21 protein-coding genes are annotated in these 18351 nt (G+C 38.7%); 3 read left to right on the top strand and 18 right to left on the bottom strand.

Annotated elements, in window-relative coordinates:
- Nucleotides 1-339: 339 nt before the first annotated feature.
- Entirely contained in the window at nt 340-1143 is an 804-nt protein-coding gene (locus OGM63_RS02025; protein ID WP_263743830.1) for a hypothetical protein, read from the top strand.
- Nucleotides 1144-1162: 19 nt separating this feature from the next.
- On the opposite strand, the gene OGM63_RS02020 is transcribed toward OGM63_RS02025, so the two are convergent.
- The 14 genes from OGM63_RS02020 to OGM63_RS01955 form a co-directional block, all read right to left on the bottom strand.
- Nucleotides 1163-2212 (bottom strand): MvdD family ATP-grasp ribosomal peptide maturase, encoded by a 1050-nt coding sequence (locus OGM63_RS02020; RefSeq protein ID WP_263743829.1) that lies wholly within the window; start codon nt 2210-2212, stop codon nt 1163-1165.
- Between the two features lie 37 nt (nt 2213-2249).
- On the bottom strand, nt 2250-3239 hold the full coding sequence (locus OGM63_RS02015; RefSeq protein ID WP_263743828.1) for an MvdC family ATP-grasp ribosomal peptide maturase: 990 nt from the start codon (nt 3237-3239) through the stop codon (nt 2250-2252).
- 86 nt (nt 3240-3325) lie between these two features.
- Nucleotides 3326-3697: a microviridin/marinostatin family tricyclic proteinase inhibitor gene (locus tag OGM63_RS02010; protein ID WP_263743826.1), complete on the bottom strand. Its 372-nt coding sequence runs from the start codon at nt 3695-3697 to the stop codon at nt 3326-3328.
- A gap of 212 nt (nt 3698-3909) precedes the next feature.
- On the bottom strand, nt 3910-4242 hold the full coding sequence (locus tag OGM63_RS02005; protein ID WP_263743825.1) for a hypothetical protein: 333 nt from the start codon (nt 4240-4242) through the stop codon (nt 3910-3912).
- 47 nt (nt 4243-4289) lie between these two features.
- Nucleotides 4290-4622 (bottom strand): hypothetical protein, encoded by a 333-nt coding sequence (locus tag OGM63_RS02000; RefSeq protein WP_263743824.1) that lies wholly within the window; start codon nt 4620-4622, stop codon nt 4290-4292.
- 283 nt (nt 4623-4905) lie between these two features.
- Nucleotides 4906-5256: a TonB-dependent receptor gene (locus OGM63_RS01995; RefSeq protein WP_263743823.1), complete on the bottom strand. Its 351-nt coding sequence runs from the start codon at nt 5254-5256 to the stop codon at nt 4906-4908.
- 183 nt (nt 5257-5439) lie between these two features.
- On the bottom strand, nt 5440-5640 hold the full coding sequence (locus OGM63_RS01990; RefSeq protein WP_263743822.1) for a hypothetical protein: 201 nt from the start codon (nt 5638-5640) through the stop codon (nt 5440-5442).
- Between the two features lie 116 nt (nt 5641-5756).
- Nucleotides 5757-6326 carry a tetratricopeptide repeat protein gene (locus tag OGM63_RS01985; protein WP_263743821.1) on the bottom strand — a complete coding sequence of 190 codons (570 nt, stop codon included), beginning with the start codon at nt 6324-6326 and terminating at the stop codon, nt 5757-5759.
- Nucleotides 6327-6339: 13 nt separating this feature from the next.
- Complete coding sequence (locus OGM63_RS01980) at nt 6340-6606, bottom strand: hypothetical protein (RefSeq protein ID WP_263743820.1); 267 nt, start codon at nt 6604-6606, stop codon at nt 6340-6342.
- A gap of 162 nt (nt 6607-6768) precedes the next feature.
- Nucleotides 6769-7107, bottom strand: a complete 339-nt coding sequence (locus OGM63_RS01975; RefSeq protein WP_263743819.1) for a hypothetical protein — start codon at nt 7105-7107, stop codon at nt 6769-6771.
- 460 nt (nt 7108-7567) lie between these two features.
- Nucleotides 7568-8350 carry a peptidylprolyl isomerase gene (locus OGM63_RS01970; protein ID WP_263743818.1) on the bottom strand — a complete coding sequence of 261 codons (783 nt, stop codon included), beginning with the start codon at nt 8348-8350 and terminating at the stop codon, nt 7568-7570.
- A gap of 75 nt (nt 8351-8425) precedes the next feature.
- On the bottom strand, nt 8426-8629 hold the full coding sequence (locus OGM63_RS01965) for a hypothetical protein (RefSeq protein ID WP_263743817.1): 204 nt from the start codon (nt 8627-8629) through the stop codon (nt 8426-8428).
- 255 nt (nt 8630-8884) lie between these two features.
- Nucleotides 8885-10420: a beta-barrel domain-containing protein gene (locus OGM63_RS01960; RefSeq protein WP_263743816.1), complete on the bottom strand. Its 1536-nt coding sequence runs from the start codon at nt 10418-10420 to the stop codon at nt 8885-8887.
- Between the two features lie 191 nt (nt 10421-10611).
- Nucleotides 10612-13683 (bottom strand): ABC transporter transmembrane domain-containing protein, encoded by a 3072-nt coding sequence (locus OGM63_RS01955; RefSeq protein WP_263743815.1) that lies wholly within the window; start codon nt 13681-13683, stop codon nt 10612-10614.
- Between the two features lie 84 nt (nt 13684-13767).
- Between OGM63_RS01955 and OGM63_RS01950 the strand changes: the two genes are divergently transcribed.
- The gene (locus OGM63_RS01950) at nt 13768-13899 is read left to right on the top strand and encodes a hypothetical protein (RefSeq protein WP_263743814.1); all 132 of its coding nucleotides are present in this window, start codon (nt 13768-13770) and stop codon (nt 13897-13899) included.
- Here the strand turns inward: OGM63_RS01950 and OGM63_RS01945 are convergent.
- From OGM63_RS01945 to OGM63_RS01930, 4 genes are all read right to left on the bottom strand, one after another.
- A complete protein-coding gene (locus OGM63_RS01945) occupies nt 13896-14183 on the bottom strand; it encodes a hypothetical protein (protein WP_263743813.1) in 288 nt (95 codons plus the stop codon). The two genes, OGM63_RS01950 and OGM63_RS01945, sit on opposite strands and share 4 nt — an antisense overlap.
- Before the next feature lie 1508 nt (nt 14184-15691).
- On the bottom strand, nt 15692-16438 hold the full coding sequence (locus OGM63_RS01940) for a peptidylprolyl isomerase (RefSeq protein WP_263743812.1): 747 nt from the start codon (nt 16436-16438) through the stop codon (nt 15692-15694).
- A gap of 184 nt (nt 16439-16622) precedes the next feature.
- Nucleotides 16623-17093, bottom strand: coding sequence for a HetP family heterocyst commitment protein (locus tag OGM63_RS01935; RefSeq protein ID WP_263743811.1), 471 nt, complete (start codon nt 17091-17093; stop codon nt 16623-16625).
- Nucleotides 17094-17406: 313 nt separating this feature from the next.
- On the bottom strand, nt 17407-17643 hold the full coding sequence (locus tag OGM63_RS01930) for a hypothetical protein (protein WP_263743810.1): 237 nt from the start codon (nt 17641-17643) through the stop codon (nt 17407-17409).
- Between the two features lie 149 nt (nt 17644-17792).
- On the opposite strand from OGM63_RS01930, the gene OGM63_RS01925 reads away from it, so the two are divergent.
- Nucleotides 17793-17924: a hypothetical protein gene (locus OGM63_RS01925; RefSeq protein WP_263743809.1), complete on the top strand. Its 132-nt coding sequence runs from the start codon at nt 17793-17795 to the stop codon at nt 17922-17924.
- Nucleotides 17925-18351: the final 427 nt, after the last annotated feature.

Below are 18351 nucleotides of genomic sequence, written 5' to 3'. Positions count from 1 at the left end.
TTATATAAATTTTACACAATTATATCAAAACTTCCTCTAGTATATTTACGTAAGTATTTTTGTTGAAATGCGTTACTGTTTTTGGGTGCAAAGACGTTTAAATCATTTATCAACAACAAATTTACTTGATAAATTTCCGAAAACTAATTATTGTCACGTAGCACTGCTACGTCTTGTAGGGGTTCTGGATCAAACATATTTAAATTCCGTCGATGGATGATTGAAGGGTGATTCATAGAGAATTTTCCCAGCTAATGCTGCTTGGGAAAATTTGAGCTTTGAGTGCGTAACTACGACGCGCATTGTAACCAACGTCAAAAGTAATCAGAATAAACTTGTATGAAAAAGTACATAATTTTTTGTAAGCGCGTGTTGTTATTAGCTACGCCGGCGATCGCAAGTTCAATGTTAGCAATTTCACCCAGTAAAGCTGCTACCTTTGCTTCTTCTCAAGGACAATTCAACTTTACACAATTTAGTCAAAGCCCTACACTAACTTCAAGTAGCATTGACATAGAAAACCTTGTTATTGGTATCGATAAGGCTACGGCAACGGCATTTGCTGACCCTAAGGCAGCTTTTATCGTTTCTCCACCAACAGCATCAAATTCATCTTTCAGCATAGCGTTGGGTGAAGGTAGAGATTACTTAGCATTAGCAAATAGTCAAGCTACAGTTCTAGGTAACTTCGCTATTGATGCAAATACAAATTTTTCTTTTGACTTTTTAGGTGATTTAGAGTTAAAAACATCTATAGACAATCCACCAGCCGAAAATGCTAGAGCTTTTGGAGATATATTTTTCGCTTTATTCGACACTAATAATAACAGTCTTTTAGACTTTTTTAGCATCACCGGTAATTTAACGACCGAAGGCAATGACGATTTTATTGGTGTTGAAAATAGTGACAATGTTAGCTTCATAAATCGAGGCAGTAATTTTAATTTTGGCGGGAAAGAAGAATTTATCACATCTTCTTTTGCAGGTTCTTTGCAACGTTATTTTCCTAACCAAACAAATTTAACTTTAATCGAAGTCAAGCGAAATCAAGCTAGAGTTTCCGTACCTGAACCTTCAAATAATATAGCTGCTATCTTAGTTGCTGGTGTTATTGGTGTGGCATTGAAACGTAAAAAAAACTAGCTGATGGAGAAATTAAAAATTAAACTTGCGGGGAAAATGCGTTTTGATGTTTTTGATCGTCTTTTTGCTCAAATAACTGCAAGAAGTCTTTTGTATGGGAGTTAGTTAACAATACCTCAGCGATCGCTTGAGAAATCGGAAAGCCAGGACAATGTTCCATCCAGAAAAATTCACCCACAGGATTAATCTCAAGGAATATATGCCGACCGTCAGGTGTTAAAATGATATCAATTGCTCCATAATTTAAACCAAAGTGAGCCATTAGCTCAAGCAGCTTGTTCTGTATATCCTGGGGTAAATCGTAAGGTTGCCAAGCATTGAGTAAGGCAATTCCTTCTCGGCGCCAGTCGTAACGAGATCGTTGCAAACTTTGGGAATCAACCGCTGCGGTAAATACACGTTTACCAACAATCGTTGTCCGTAACTCCAGTGCTTTGGGTACTTTCTCTTGAAATGTCATCGGACACAAATGCAATCCATCCAGATTGTCTAAATCTGCATCTGTAACCGGATTGGTGAATACTACATGCTCTTGTGCTTCGCGATCGTAGATAGCAAAGGAAGAAAGCATTTTTGCAATCATACCCTGCTCGCACTCTTGGTAAAATTGCTTAACTGCTTGGGGATTATTTGTAATCAGCGTGCGTGGTGTATCTAAACCTAGCATTCGTGCTACTTGTAATTGTAGCTGTTTATTATCGGCAAGACGGATATTTGGCAATCGGTCTAAGTGGAATCCCGGTATACTGGCAATCATACCCTGAATGGTGACACGAGACTCCTGCACCGAGGCAAGTCTTAGTTGCGAGTCCATTGTGGTCGGAATTCTTGCAGCGATCGCAATTCGTCGATACCAAACTGCTGATATTTCGCTCAAGTCTAATTTTTTGTCTTCATCAATTAGAATTAGTTGCTGTTTTTCTTTACCGTAGTAAATATTTAGTTGTAGTTGAGTGGGAAATCTGTCTGTATCAAAACGAAAAGCCTTTCCTCCTTGCGCTGCGATCGCTTGCATTACTAGAGGAATGCTCTCGTTATCTTGGCTATGGGTAATTATTAAAACTGTCATCTGAAGTAAACCCCATCAATATTTGAAATTAAATACTTCAGGGAAGCAAAGCCGAAGCGATCGCTTCCGAAATCGGGTAGTCCAAATCTCGCTCTAACATTCCCCATTCCCCTACAGGATTAACTTCTAAAAAGACGTATTCTTCTGCTGGTGTGACGATAAAATCAAAGGCTCCAAAAAGTAGCCCAAACCTTGCCATAAAATCTTTGATCGCAAGTTTGATTCCAATTGGCAATTCATAAGGTTGCCATACACAAGCTTCGTTTTTCGCACAACGCCAATCAAGAGTAGATGTATTATAAACAGATGCATCTAGCGCTCCTACAAAGAAATTACCATTAACAAACACCACCCGCAATTCCCATTGTTTGGGTATTTCTTCTTGAAAAACCATCGGACAATACCGCAGTGTTTCCCCATCAAGCAAGTCTTCTTCTTTAACAGCACTGGTGTAAAAAAAGAAAGGGGAGCCTTTCATACTCATGGAAATAGGAGTTAACAGTTTAGTCACCATTTTACCCTTCACCTCAGAGAAAAACTCCCCCACAGATTCAGCATTGTTGGTGACAAGAGTCTGAGGGATAATAAGACCAACCTCAGACGCTACTCGCAGTTGGTGTAGCTTGTTTTCGGCAACAGCAATTTGCTGTAAATTATCTACCCAACGCGCTTTTCGCAAACTGTCCCAAAAACCATTTAAAGTTGCCAATGACTCCCTAGCACAAGCTGCTTGGAATTGAGGAAGCAATTCTGTATTCATCTGGGGAGCAAAAATCCGACGCATCCAAACTGCTACTACCTGATCGCTATCGATAGAATGTAGATGAGAAGATGCTCGATCGTATTCGAGTCTGTGACTGCTTTTATTGCCCAGTTGCTGTTTCAGTTTCACTTGCAGCGGAAATTTATCAGTGTCCAAGCGAAACGGTTGTGCGCCCCGTTTTGATACAGCTTGTGCTACTCTATCTATTGTGAAAAAATCACCACTGTGGGTAATTAATAAAACAACATCACGCGATAGATGCATAAAAACATTTATTTTTGTAGTGAGCGCTTCAGCGCTCTCAAAATTGAGAACGTTGAGAACTTCAGATTTGACTACAAATCAAAGCTTTAATCTATGGGAAAAGCGTGATCGTCTCCATCTGATGGATACTTTTGTGTCACAGCATATTCATCAGCATCTGATGGGTACTTTCTGGTGACAACTCCTCCACCCCAATCTTCTTTATCGCTGGGGAATTTATTAGTAACAACTCCTCCACCCCAATCTTCTTTATCCCTGGGGAATTTATTAGTGACAACCCCTCCACCATGACCACCTTCTTCGTTGTCGGAGGGGAATTTTAGCGTCACAAATGTAGTACCACCTTGAACTGCTTCCATTTCTTCTTCAGACAAATCTTCGCAGAATTGCCCTTCTAAGTAACGGGCAAAGAATGGTACTGCTTGAGAATTTAAATCTGAGCGATCGTTGTCAGACATGTGGATTGCTCCTTCAAGTAAATTAAATTCAAAAGGTTTTGAACAAAATTAGGTATTGTCGGGTGCATTATCGACATTCATGACGACACCATTTTCAAGGCTTTGGTGCCGTACTCAAAACACCTAACATAACAGACCCTATTGGGTTTGGAAAATCCACACCCGAATAAGCCGAACGTATATTTTTACGCAATCAAACCGCATTGCTATATCTAGCGGTTAGGTAAATCAATCGCGATGACAAAACCACGGGCAATAGCAGTAGCTTGAAAATGACGATTTATAGTTTTTCCTAACACAATATCGCCATCACCTGCGACTGTAACGTTAACTGTAAGATTATCACCATTTGCCACTGCTAATCCTCGACCAAATGCTATAGAAACACCGCTCGGCAAGAGTTTACCTCTAGCATCTGTAAAAATGAAAGTGCTGCTTGGATAGCCTGAAGCTGATGCGGTAGCATCTACAAGCACTCCAGCAGAACCTGAAATCAACTCCTCTTGTAGAACATTGTCTAAATACGACAAATCAGTAATCTGCATCTACTTTTTTGAGCTATTAGGTATTGAATTGGTAATGGATATTTAAGTCAAGTAGAAGAGGAAATGTATGAGGCAAAACTTTTTACAGAGTTTTGACCAACTATCACACCAGATTGATATTTCCCATCTTTACTTGAGGTTAAATATCCTGATTCACCAGTGATTTGATTCTGTAATTTGTCAACTACAATATCTGTCGTGGAATAAAGTGGTTGGCGATCGTATTCTACAAGCAGCGAAGGAGAAAACGATCTCGTTATTAACGAGCGTAAATTTTCATTTTTTATGTTTCCCGCCAAAATATATGCACCACCTTGGACTTCGATTTCTTTCTCTACTACTTCACAAAAGCTCAGGTCTGATATCTGTAATACACTCATGAAGAAACCTCCTTATTTTAGATAGATGACAATTTAAAAATGATTGATATGAGAGGATTTCACAGCACTCCATCCCATAATTTACGACCTCGATTAACTACTTTGCGGAAAAGCAAAGGTGAGTATAAAAATTGCTCTTGTATATTATTCTATCAAAGAAAAATCATTTTGTAAATGCCCTAATGATCTGGCTAGTTTTAATTTGCGTATTCTCACATTTTGCACTAATTTTAATTAGATAAAGAGCCGTTAAAATTGGTGTAAAATTTGAGAATACTTACCCTTATGGTGTCGTTGTTGAATTCAAAGAAAGCGAATTAGACCTATTAGAACTTCTAGGATTAAAACTAGAGTTACTATAACTCAAGGATACAGCAGTATTGTTTCCAGTCCTTGCATAGGCTTCGGCTCTTGCATTAGCTAAACTGATACTCGCTGAGGCACTTGTTTGGGTTTGAATATCGATGCCAGTAATCTGACCGGCAGCAAGTGCCACCGCACCAGCACTAGCATAACCAGGTCCGGTTATTGCAATCGTGCCAGTAAGAGCGACAACATCATCACCTCCGACAACAGTATTTTCCTTAACCGGCTCTAGATAATTTAAGTCCTTGATGATTAAGCGTTTATTCATAACTACGTCAGTAGAATTCGAGGAATAAAGCGAGTATTGCACGAATAAAATAATCCAACATTTCACTGGGGATTAAATGCTTAGTCTTTTTGCTTTTGTCTTACTGTACTAGGGATATGTTATTGTTTATCCGGGAAGTAAATCATTAAAACTCCAGGTTAAAATGCAAACTGTTATTATTTACTATTCATTACTAGAAGAAATCGAAAAAAATCCAGATTGCGAACATTTTTGGGAGTTTTTATCTGACGAAACGTTCATGGAAATGCTTTGACTAATCTCACTTTGACCATCACCAGATGTCTTGACAAAGCTTTTTATTTCAGCAATCACTCTGCCCTCAGGTGATACTATCCGTTTAACTACAAATTCTTCCCGTTCCATAATCGTACTACCTGTGATTATTAATTAAGTCGGAAAAAACAGACTAATGAAAAAGTTACAAACAAAACTGATTGTTATTAACTGCTATTGATTGTTATAATTTGTCCTGAGCTAATTTACGCCTGCTGGTGTTGGGGATTTAACTCTAAGGCTGTTTGATAGCAAGCGATCGCTTCTTTAAATTCACCAAGTTGTTGCAACACTACCCCTAAGTTATAGCGATCTACCAAATCGGGCTGGATGACCATCACCTGTCTATAATCAGCTACAGCCATATAAAGATACCTTGCGCTCTTGCGGGTAAAACGACGAACCGCAATCTGCACATATTCTTCTTTACTCGCAGCGATCGTCTCTTCGATGCTCATCATTTTCAGCATAGCCATTGTATGCCTTCTGTGCATCAAGTCTCCTAGAAATGTGACGACCGGAATATTATGTGCGATCGCTTCTAGGGTTGTGTTGCCTCCAGACCAAGCGATACTATCCAAGAAAACATCTGCGATCGCTGCTGTTCCCGCAAAAACTGTAGATTCCATTTGCGGCAGAAATATGCAGTAATCTTGATAATTAAGCTCAAATTCTTCTTCAAAAGCCCGACTTAAGCGTTGACGAAAGACTTCAGTTACCTGTCCGCTAATATGATGTTCAATAAATACAAAATATGGCTTAGATGCAGATACCACGCTTTTATATCAATTAAGGACTTGAAGAAACATAAGCTAAAGAAGAAGCATAAGCAAAAGTGCTGCCACCAGATGATATTGAAGCAATATGAACTGAACTATTAGCGAGGGAACCATTAGATCCACTAATTGCTAGATTTCTCAAAAAAGTATTGATGCTGGTTGCATCACCAAAGGCACTTGCTGAAAATGCAGAAATTGCGACAGCCTTACCACCATTTAAATGCATGGTGGATGTTTCCGAAACCAACTCTAAGTAATCGAGATCGCAAATATGCATAACTTCTCTATCTTCTAATTTTAAAATCTAAAAAAATAGGTAATGGCAAGACTCTTTAAATAAGATTTGATTGCCATTACCTTTGTCAAAAGCAGTAAATCGCACTTCAAAGAATTACTCTGTTATGAGCAATTCTTTGAGGTTAGGTAAAGCTAGGTTTTATTAGTTTGCGGCAGCAACGAAGACTCCATTTTGACCGGAGTATTGTCCCGCAACTGCTAGCTGATTTAGCGCACCTTGAGTGTTGCTGTTGTAACCTTGAGCTTCGTTGTCCAAGGCAAAGGTAGATGAATTACCTGTTACACTCGATCTGACATTGATGTTTGCATTTTTGTTGAAGACATCGTTGATGTTGGTGTTGGAATTAAAGACAGTGTTGGTGTTTACATTCGCGCTGACGTTTTTGTAGAAGTTATAGCCAGGGTTATAATAATAAGAACCACCGATAACTTCGGTTTCTTGACTTACAGCTTCCAAGTAATTCAAATCTGAAATAATCATGGGTTTCTCCTGGGAATTAAATGTTAGGTTCTGGGATTTTTTGCGGCGAACAACTTATTTCTATTGTTTGCATATTGAGCAAATAACTTCTTTCTGCTGCTCATATTTATAATATAACTTATTTTCTGTCAAAGTCAATACTTTTTTTAGTGTTTTTTGAGAATTTTAAATTATTAAATAACGACAAATTCAATTTAAAATTAGCAACAACAAAATAGGCATTGATAGTTATTTTTTAATGCCTATACGAAAATTATTGATTATTTCTTAGTTCTTTTAAAGCTTATAAGCCTTGAATGACAATGCTTTTAAAGAACCAAAATAAAAAATGATTATATTTATCAATGTACATAAGTATTTGCGGAAAAAATACTTATGTACATAAAATTTGTAATGAAGAACTCGACATTAATAAGTATTTTGAACATTTTAGCTAGTTACTATTAAGTAACAGACTAAATTAAGCCGGCTTGAATAATTCATGCTGTAGTTGCAAATTAGTATCTGAGTCGAGTTGCGTAACGATTTCTAAACTTTCAAGCTGTTGCTTGAGCCAAGCCGAAAACAATTCTGTAATAATTTTCTGGCGTAACTGCTCATCTAATTGCGGTTGAATTATTTCTTCAATCCAAATTAGATACACTCCTTTTTGGGTGGTAATCGGTTTGAGAATTTCCGGTGCAGTTGCAGCAAATACAGCCGCTGCAATTTCTGGACGAAAATCTTTACGATGTCTAAGTCCTTGATATCCACCAGCACGACGAAGTTCTGGTTCTTGAATATATAAACGAGCAATTTCTTGAAAAGTAGCTTCGCCTTCTTCAAGGGCATAAAATAGTTCTAAAGCCAAGTCTCTATCATCAAAAATGATTTCATAAGTGATAGCGGCGATATATTCAAGTTTACGTTCATAAAAAACCCTTTCTACTTGAGTCGAAAAAAGATGATTAGCTAACTTTTGGGAAAGAACCTTGTCGCGAACTAATTCTTCAAACTCATTCAAAGATAGATGATGTTTTCTCAGCCAATTCCAAGTATCTTTAGCTTTGACGAGTTTGTGTTCTAGCCGGAGTTTTTCGCTTTCTTTTTGTATTTCCTCCTCCTCTACTTGAATGCCAGCTTCTTGGGCTGCTTCGGTAATAATTGTTTTAAATGCTATAGCTTCTAGAAAATCATGAATCTGACAGGATAGTTGAAGGCTGCGAATGATGTCTGAATTAGAGATGGTTAGATGTTGAGGCATAATATAATTTCTCCACTTCTTATTAAAAACTAACTTTGAAGCCGAGTCTAGGTCACTTAGGTTCTAACAATGGTTCTATGCAGATGCAGATGCAGATGTAGTTGATAATTCCCGATCAATTTTTTCTGCTAGTTTGTAAGCCATTGAGGTGGGATTTCGGTAGTTACTGGCAGTTTTTCTAAATCCCCATCGTCTGGCTTCAACTTCGGAAACTCCAAACTCTGCGGCTAGTTTGTGGTAAGACCAGCCATATTTTCTCATTAGCTCAATTGGATGCATATAATAACCTTCCTCCTGGTATAGCTATATCTAGATTTCAGGTAAATTCCCGGCACTGGTAAATCTCAGACAGATTTGATATCAATACAGTTCACTTCAGAAATTGGTGGTAAAAAATGGCATGTATGTAGATACGTAGCAATCCTACGTCTCTACGTTTTTTTTCAGTCACAGCAAACAATAAGGGGACTAAATTGATTTTTCCACAGTGCCGTCAAACACTTAGACTTGATACCCGTAAATTGGAAGTATCAACTACATCTCCAAACCGCCTTTTTGGAGCTTCTTAAACGGATCTAAAACGAAGTCAATCACCCGTCGTTGACGAATAATTACTTCAGCATTTGCAGTCTGTCCCGCGCTTAATGGAATACGTTTTTTACCATTTTGGATATACTGTTGGTCTATGGTGATTTCTAAATCAAAGTTTTCTGCATTTCCTTGGGGTGTTTGACTAACTTTAGAGTCGGGAGAAATCCAAGTAAGTTTTCCTTGGACGATGCCATATTCCTGGAAAGGATAGGCATCAAACTTGATTTTGACTGGCATTCCCACCTTCAAGAAACCACTATCTTGACTGGGTATCTGAGCCTTGAGTGCAAAGTTAGTATTTTTGGGTGCAATTTGAGCAATCCTTTGTCCTGGTTGGACGACTGCTCCTGGCTTGGTGGTGGGAAATTCAAAAATCACACCATCAATAGGCGATCGCACGATTCGTTGCTGCATTTGCAGTTCTAATGATGTAACTTGGCTTCCAGCTTGGGCAATTTGCGATTTTAACGTCCCAATTTGTGTATCTAAATCTTTGACTTGTTGCTGATTTCTCAACATAGCCAGTTTACCAGTTTGCAATAGGCTTTGATGGCTATTTTGTTCTTCTTGCAATCGCAGATTTGCTTGCTTAATATCCGACCCCAACTGACTCATTGTGGACTGATAGCGATTTTGTTCTTCAGTTAAACGTAATTCAGCTTGTTTGATGTCAGATTTAGCTTTTTCATAAAGTCGTTTGCTTTCTTGTTCTTCTTTTTTGAGTTGGTCAACTTGGTTTGTCGAAACGGCACCATCGTTAACAAGCTGGCTAAAACGTTCCACTTGTCTTGAATCTATAATCAAACGATTTTGAGCTGATTTCTCGTCATTCTGAGTGGTGCTAATTTGCTGCTGTGCTTGACTGAGTAATGCTTGTTTTTCTAGCTTTTGGAGATTATAAATACTTTGTTTCGCATCCAGATTTTGCTTTGCCTGGTTGACTTGAGATATTTTTTCTAAGCCTTGCGATCGGTTTTGTTGCTCCTGAACACCAAGGGTTAATTCTAATTGTTTTTTGATGACATCGAGTTGCCCTACTTGATTTCGCAAGCCTTGTAATTTTTCTTTGGCTTGTTGCATTTCAGTTTCCAAAATATCAGATTCAAGTTCCAGCAGAACCTGCCCTGCTTTCACGGTGTCACCTTCTTTTACCCTGACAGCTTTGACGCTTCCACCTATAGATGTGTCTAACTTTTGGGTTGCACCTTTTGGTTCTATACGTCCTCTGGCACTTCCTGTTTCATCTACCTTTGAAAGCGTTGCCCAAGGTAACAAGACAAATGCAAAGCCTACCAACACATACAACACACCACGAGTCCAAACTCTGGGTAAGGCATCCAGCAGTTCTTCGGTGCCGTAGTACAAGTCTTGAGCGTTATCTGATGTTTGGGCAGATTCTTTGGAGTGCGTATAACTTTTATACTCATCCCCCTCCTCTTGGGGGAGTGGGGATGAAGAATTAACAGATGCATATGGCATAGTTCTATTTCCCAGAATATATGGGAGAGTTAACCCTAAAATCCTTGGTAGAGACGTTCCGACGGAACGTCTTTACGTGGTAGAGACGTTCGGTTGGAACGTCTTTACTTGGTAGAGACGTTCGGTTGGAACGTCTTTACGTTGTAAGTAATTCACGGAGCATGATATAACACCAAGCGTATTACCTAGACTCAACCTGCTTGAGCTAGTTGTTGTTGATTTAAGTAGTAATAATGACCTTTTTTGGTAATTAATTCGTCGTGAGTGCCGCTTTCTACTAATACGCCCCGATCTAAAACTAAAATCAAATCAGCATTGCGGACAGTAGAAAGGCGATGGGCAATAATTAGACTTGTGCGTCCTTTGAGAATTGTTTTCAGGTTGTTCTGAATAATGCGTTCTGATTCAGAGTCTAGGTGACTGGTGGCTTCATCAAAAAGTAATAAACGCGGATTTCCCAACAAAGCGCGAGCGATCGCTAGGCGTTGGCGTTGTCCGCCAGAAAGCATACCACCAGCTTCACCTATTTGGGATTGATAACCCATTGGCAGGTTCTGAATAAATTCATCAGCTCCTGCAAATCGTGCTGCTTGAATAATTTCTTCTAATGAAGCTTCTGGGTGAGCGATGGAGATGTTTTCACGAATGGTACTACCAAAGAGAAAGGTATCTTGATCGACTACACCAACTTGAGAACGAAGCGATCGCAATGAGATGGTAGCAATATCATGACCGTCAATCAATACTTTGCCATCTGTCGTAGGGTATAAACCTAAAATCAACTTACTTAAGGTTGTTTTTCCTGAACCACTGCGTCCGACAACTGCCACCATTTGATTGGGCTGAATTTCAAAAGTCAGATTTTCCAGCACGTTCGTTTCACTTTCTGGGTGATAGCGGAAGGTGACATTCTGAAAGCGGATATTACCCTCAAGTCTACCCAGTGACTTACGGGGTTTATTATGTAAGTCTTCTTCTGGTTCTGCTTCTAAAACATCATTAATCCGTTCGGTGGAAATAACGATTTCCTGCAATTCATTCCACAGTCCAGACAACCGTTGAAAAGGACTCAAGACGTTACCCACCAACATATTGAAAGCAACTAATTGCCCAACAGTCAGCTCACCTTGAATCACCTGCCATGCACCAAACCACATCAATCCTGTATTCACAAAGGTTTGGATCGTACCACTGAGAATTTGCAAGCGGATGCCGATTATCTGGGCATTAAAGCTTTTTTTGATCAAATTATGCAGCAGTTCTTCCCAATGCCACCGCACCGTCTGTTCAATAGCTAATGAGCGAACTGTGCGAATACCGGTCAGCGATTCTATGAGATAGCTATTTTCTTCGGCACCAGCGTTAAAAATCTCTCTGGAAATGCGGCGTAAAATACTTGTGCTACTCAGGGCTAAGATAAAAAATGGCGGCACAGTAAACAACACTAATAATGCCATCCGCCAGCTATAACTGAACATCAGAGCTAGATAGACAACCAATGTCATCATATCCAGGATGATTGAGAGTGTCTGCCCAGTTAGAAAACGCTGAATTTTCTGGTTTTCTTGAATGCGAGAGACGATATCTCCGACATAACGCGACTCGAAATAAGAGAGGGGCAAGCGCAGGGTATGTTTGATAAAGCCTACCAACAAAGAAAGGCTAACGCGGTTTGCGGTGTGATCGAGCAGATATTGCCGCACTCCGTTCATGGCGATACTGAATAAGCCAAAAACGATCATTCCCACCCCAACGGCGTTTAAGGTGGCAACGCTGCGTTGCACAAGCACTCTGTCTAGCAACAACTGGGTGAATATCGGCGTTACTAGTCCAAATAGCTGCATCAGCACGCTTGCCAAAAAGACTTCTATCAGTACCCGGTAGTGGGGTTTGACTAACTCAAAAAACTTCCAAAAGCCTGTACTTTCGGCTTTGGCATCTTTGAGTAGAGATGTGGGTTGCAATAACAATGCATAACCAGTCCAGCCTGTGTTAAATTCGCTTTTGGTTAAGGTGCGTTGTCCAAGGGCAGGATCGCCGACTATCACTCGCTTTTTGGTGATTTCATAGACGACGATGAAGTGCTTGCCTTCCCAGTGAGCGATCGCGGGCAGAGATTGTTCTGCTAATTTATCTAGACTGGCTTTGACGGGACGGGTAGCAAAACCCAGGCTTTCGGCTGCCGCTGCTAGGGCACGTAAAGATGCCCCACTGCGGTTGACGTTGGTCATATCCCGCAAGCGATTGACACTAAAGTGCTTGCCCCAATAGTTACCAATCATCACCAAGCAGGCAGAGCCGCAATCCGAAGCGCTTTGTTGAGCATAATATGGATAGCGCTTGGTGAGGTGTCCCCACCAATGCCCGATTTGCACTTTGGGGGTAGGAAAGAAAGGACGCTGTTTTTTTGGCTTTTCTTTTGACTTGGGATCGCGCTGGGGAAAGGGAATGATTTTTGCTGATGTATCAAAATATTCTTTTGAATTTGACCTGCTTTTTCGCTGCTCCCGTTCAACGGGGGCAGACTTGAGAGGGGTGGAATTGATAAAAAACCCTAATTCCGGACAGTGTTGCAGTGCAGCAGAGACATCAGAATTTTTGAGAATATAGGCGATCGCTTTTTCTTTGGTGTGCCAATTATTGGTGTCAAATTCACATATATTACCAGGTGTCAAACAGCGTCCGTCAGTATGTTGCAATTGACCGCGATGCAACAGCAATATCTGGCAATCTTGAGATACTGTTGCTGGTATCGGTCCAATTTCTAGGTAATGCCGTGAAAAATAAGATAAGGCTTTGAGCATCCCTTCAACAAGAGAAGTATGTCCCGCAAGTTGAGAATTTTGCCGACATAACAGCATTAAATCCCAAATTTCGGCGCGTTCTCTTAGGCGATCGCTTATACTTGGATGTTGGCGAAGAACCAATTGCAGCGCTTCAGAGGAGATATAGCCAAGCTTTAAATTAACAGAAGCTCTCGCAGCGTAACTTGTTAACTCTTCTTCGGGAAACAGAGTTACCTCACCAAATGATTCCCCAACATTTATAGTAGTAATTAAGTTATCAGCACTATCTAAAAGTCTGCATTTACCCCCCAGGATAATATAAATCCCTGGTTTTGCTTCTTCTGCTTGCCAAAATTGCTTAGATAAAGGTGGTTCAACAATTTCAATTCCTGCCAAACACCTATCAAGTTCACTGTCGCAAAGCGTCTCACCCAAAATTTTGGTGAGTTGTTGACTTAACTGTTGCTGTGAAAACACAGTTTCCCCCTGCAAATTTCAGATAATAGTCAAGGGTTTTTAACATTTGACTACATATTAATAGAAACTAAGTTAGGAGTTAAATTGCCAGTTGCAGATATTAATTCCCACATGCTTAGTTTGGTGAATTTTTTCAAAGCCGAATCATTGCAAGTGAAGTGGATGCGATCGCGTACTCACAGTCCGCAGGTATCGCTCGTTCCAGATATTGATTAGGTATGGACGCGCGATCGCATACTCGTGTACCGCAGGTATCGCTCATTCCATCCGACAGCAATCCAATCCCCCACTATTTTTGGTAAATAACCTAATACTTGACACATTTGGCGATATTTAGCCCTATCTGCCAACAATATAGTTTTTCTCCGAAGACTATATTTTGGCTGCAAATTATCGCCGAAATTATTAATTTGAACATGACACTCAAAAGGCTTTAAAAACTTGCTTTTTTCCAAGTCGTAGTTCTCAATAGCCTTGTCTTTCAAGGAATTTTGTGACATAATTTACTCCAGTTGTCGTCAATGTCAAACGTGGGCAAGTTCGTCTACAGCAGCTGTTTCTCCAAGCCTGCAAGCTAAAGTTTTACAGCTGCTTGCATTAATTAGTCCTAAAAGGCTAATTATGTTACTTGATGTGCAACTAACACCGGGTTTCCCCCCTGTGCTTTGCTAGTCTAGGGGGGTTATTACCGGGTTGTATAATTTTGTGCGTCAATATCCAGGCTTAATTAGATTCTCTGGAAATATAGCCACGCTTAAAAATTTGTAGTCAGATGACATTATGTTTTGATTTCCTTCCCTAAACAAAATTTTAACTGAAAACTTTGCTAGATAAGCCAAGGAGTTTATATATCTTTTTACATCGACAAAATCATTAAATGCATAGATAGACATAAGTTTTCGCTCTAGTCTACCTTGTCATTAATTTTCTTTTTCAATGCTGCCGACAAAAGTTTGCCAAATTAAGACTGTCAAACGAATTTTCAGCCAGCAGTAGTAAGCAACCTTGACAAAACATGCATAAACCATAACTGTTGAGTCTTTGATAAACAACAGTACCTGACACAGCACCTCAACCAGTGAATTAGTTACTAGTTAAACCTAGAATTTGTGAGGCTTTTATAAGTTACATGAATACGTAAGTTTTATTCTATTAATTCCATACCTCACTTCCTCAACGTCGGTTAAGCCTAGAGAGATTTTTTCTGTTTCTGTATCCTTTATGGGTGTTGAAAAATCAATTTATGCACTTTGGGGATAAAAACGAGAAAAAGCTCAGAAATTTATTCCAACCGTAACTTGATGTTCAGCAAATGCTAAAGGCTGTAAAGCTAGCTGAAGTTGATTCACACATTTGTTAAAAATGGTTAAGAAAAAACTGTTCAACTGTTCTAGCCATTATTCCTTTTTTGCTAGCCTACCATTACCTCTTTTACAATCAGCAGATTCTTATAAATCTGAAATGATCTAAAAGTCAATTTCAGCTGCAAAGCGATAGATTCTTATACTATGCACTCACACACTTATTCTTAATTAATATATTTCGGTATATTTAGTCAAGATATTCTGATAATAAAATCAAATCTTTACCACAACTTTATAATTTATTTACTAGTTGTACTTGAAATCACTATTTAATTTCAAGTTAATTTAAATTTTATTACCTCTTTTGTTTGATAAACATCGTTATCAGGTAGAATGCAAAACCTAAAATGTGTTGATGTCAAACTTAATTTTTTCTCGGCAAGATTTCATCGTTAAATACTATAAATACATTGCAGAGGCTTTTTTGCATCTATCTAAAGTAGTAAAAATATAGATATTTTAATAAATTATATGTATAGAATTTAAGAATTTATGAGAAGTATGAAAAAATTATAGTCTGACTCATGAGATTTGAACTACCTTGCCTTGGCTAAACAAACGAACAAACAAACTTCATAAAGAGAAATAAGGTTTAATGGGACTTTTGACAAGCCAAAGCGATCGCTTTCTCTCGACCTAAGTAGTTAAGTTTCTAATTGGGCTAAATTAAGTATATAATCTAACTCCGCATTTAGCCACTGCTCAAACATATTATTAAGAATTTCTTGATATCTTTCAGGTGATAATTCAGGAGGAATCAACTCTTCAACCATTAAAAGATGATAACCTCGGTCGGTTTTCAGCGGTCCAATCAACCGCTTAGGTATTGTTGTAAATAGAATAGTAGCTATGTCTACCTCTATGGAACAACGATAGACTTTTCCTTCGTAACCGCACTTTTTTCGGCGCTTATGATCAATATCATAAAGGTGAGCCGCATCATAAAAACTGATTTCACCTTCTTCAATTTGATAATAAAGTTCTTGAGCCAGTTTTTCAGAATCAAGAATGATTTGATAAAAGACAACTTGCTCAAAATTAAGGTTATTTTGGATAAAGAAACTTTCTACTTCTTGAGCAAAGAGCGTCTGAGCTAATTTTTGTGACAGTAGATGATTGCGGATTCCGACTTCCCAATCATCCAAACTAATCAATTCATCTGTTAACCATGACAAAGTATCTGTAGCTTTTTCCAAACGCTTTTCACGACGTTGACGATTTACTTCTGCCTCAATTTCCTCTGTTGTTACAATAATCCCTCTTTCTTGTGCAGCCTGACATATCACCTTTTGAAACAACATTTTTTGACAGACTTGTTTGAAACTAATTTCGCTTTTGAGGAAGTTGACAATCTCCTTTGGTTCAATAACTAATTTTGAAAGGTCATTCATGATTTTTTAATAACTATCATAGCCTTGGGTAAAGCGAATAGGGCATATAAATTATGAGCGAGGAGGGGAAAAGTTTAGGCAGTGCGGGGAGCGGGGTTTCCCCTTTTTCCTTTTTCTCATTATCCCTCTTCCTTCATCCATGCCCTATTCTCAATTACCAAAGCTATAAGTTGATGACACACTGTTAATTTAAATTAGATAATTTTTCGGAAAATTCGGGAGCCATTTCTGGTCTTAATTCAGATTTAATGGATTGATGCTCATTAATCTGTGTTCCCAACCCCTGATCTAGACCCCGACCACGAATTTCTGTTTGATGTTTGCCAACCACTTCTAAATAAGCTAGGTCTTTAATTTTGCTTAAGCAACTGGGTGAAAGATTACCTTCAGACCTTTTTTCGGAAGATGATTTGACGATTTGTAAATTTTCGTTGTGCTGTTGATTTGACCTGAGCTGCTGGGTGTTTTCTTTAAGCAACCGATTATAGGTGCGGTAGGGAATGTAATGTAAAGGATTGTACCCAGCCAAGCGTAGCATCAAAACACAAGCCCAGGAATACTTTCCCGCAAGAATGGCTTCAACTACCTGGTCTAATTGCTCAGGATTAATTACCTTATTTAATTTGTGACTAATGTTAGTAATATCTTGATTCATGGTTTTAGGTGTGTTGGATGAAGTAAACCAGCTTAACTTTGGGTTTGATTTTTGGTGGGAAAATGGAAAGAGTGCTTTGATCAACAGCGCTTTGTGGGCAGCTGCTTGATTAGCTCATTGGGGATGGATTGGTAGATAATTGCGTGCAGTGGTCTGACTTGTTACAAACTCTTGCCTTCAACATCAAGTTTGATTTGCACCTTGATTTTTTTTGTTGACAAAATCTGCTGATTGCTGAAGCATTCCTAAGCAATAAAATTAGGCTTGCATCCTGGGTCATTATTAAGAGCGATCGCCTAAATGTTTGTGCCACTTACCAAAGTGACCTCTCACAGATGCGCCATTTTACAGTTTCCTGGTAGTCAAACAAACGCTCAAGATGGTTAGTGGTAATTGCGGTTGTTTTATCTTTTGCTAATACCACCTGGCAGAAAAGCACCTGCTGAACATCTGTGATGGCAATTTTAACTACTTGCCCGTATTCGTTAATTTCTGAACTGCTTGGTTGACTTGAGGTTTCGACTGTATTTACTAAGATGATTTTTTCCATAAGCTGACCATTGATGGGAAACTCGATTGTTTGTAATCAAGTTTGTTTACTGCTCCTGCCGCAATGTTGTCTGACTTGCTTTGGTGTAAAGGCAAAGAAATAAGTCCAAGAGTCAAAGTTACAGTTTGAAAGCTGTTGCTTGACTGTAAGTGAAAGGTAAATTTTTACCTTTCGTCATGACAGATGACTGGCAGGAAAAAGTTTGGATGTGGCTTTTGGTAGATACAGCTTTGTCAAAAATGAAAATTGTGCCAACTCCTAATTTAATTCCTTTTCCCTGATATGGATATGTATTACAATTTACACTTTTCTTAGGAGGGCTTAAGAAAAAACCGATGAATCTCAGACTGGCGAAGATAAAATATTTATCTTCTATCGTTAAGAGTAACATTTGTATTTATACTATTTTTTGCTGTTAATGTCATCTGCCATTTTGGCATTTTTATAAGTCAAATTTACAGTTCATCTTGGAATATTTACTTAAGTATTGTGCAACTTTATATTTTGTCCTTTATTACTATTTGATAGGGGGTTATACCCCTCATTTAATACTTAGTTGAGACTTTTTCTTGGTTGTCTTTATTGTCAAGTCTCCTATTAAATAAAATTCTTAATAAGACATAAATACTGTTAGATTTTTGGCATTTTTTAAACCAATATTATTGATGGTTATAAATAATATTGATTGGAGAAAAATTCCGATTATTT

The organism is Plectonema radiosum NIES-515 (assembly GCF_025753815.1).
Classification (GTDB): domain Bacteria; phylum Cyanobacteriota; class Cyanobacteriia; order Cyanobacteriales; family Nostocaceae; genus Hassallia; species Hassallia radiosum_A.
The sequence above is the reverse complement of the archived record's forward strand: the minus strand, read 5'-3'. Positions and strand labels throughout refer to the sequence as shown.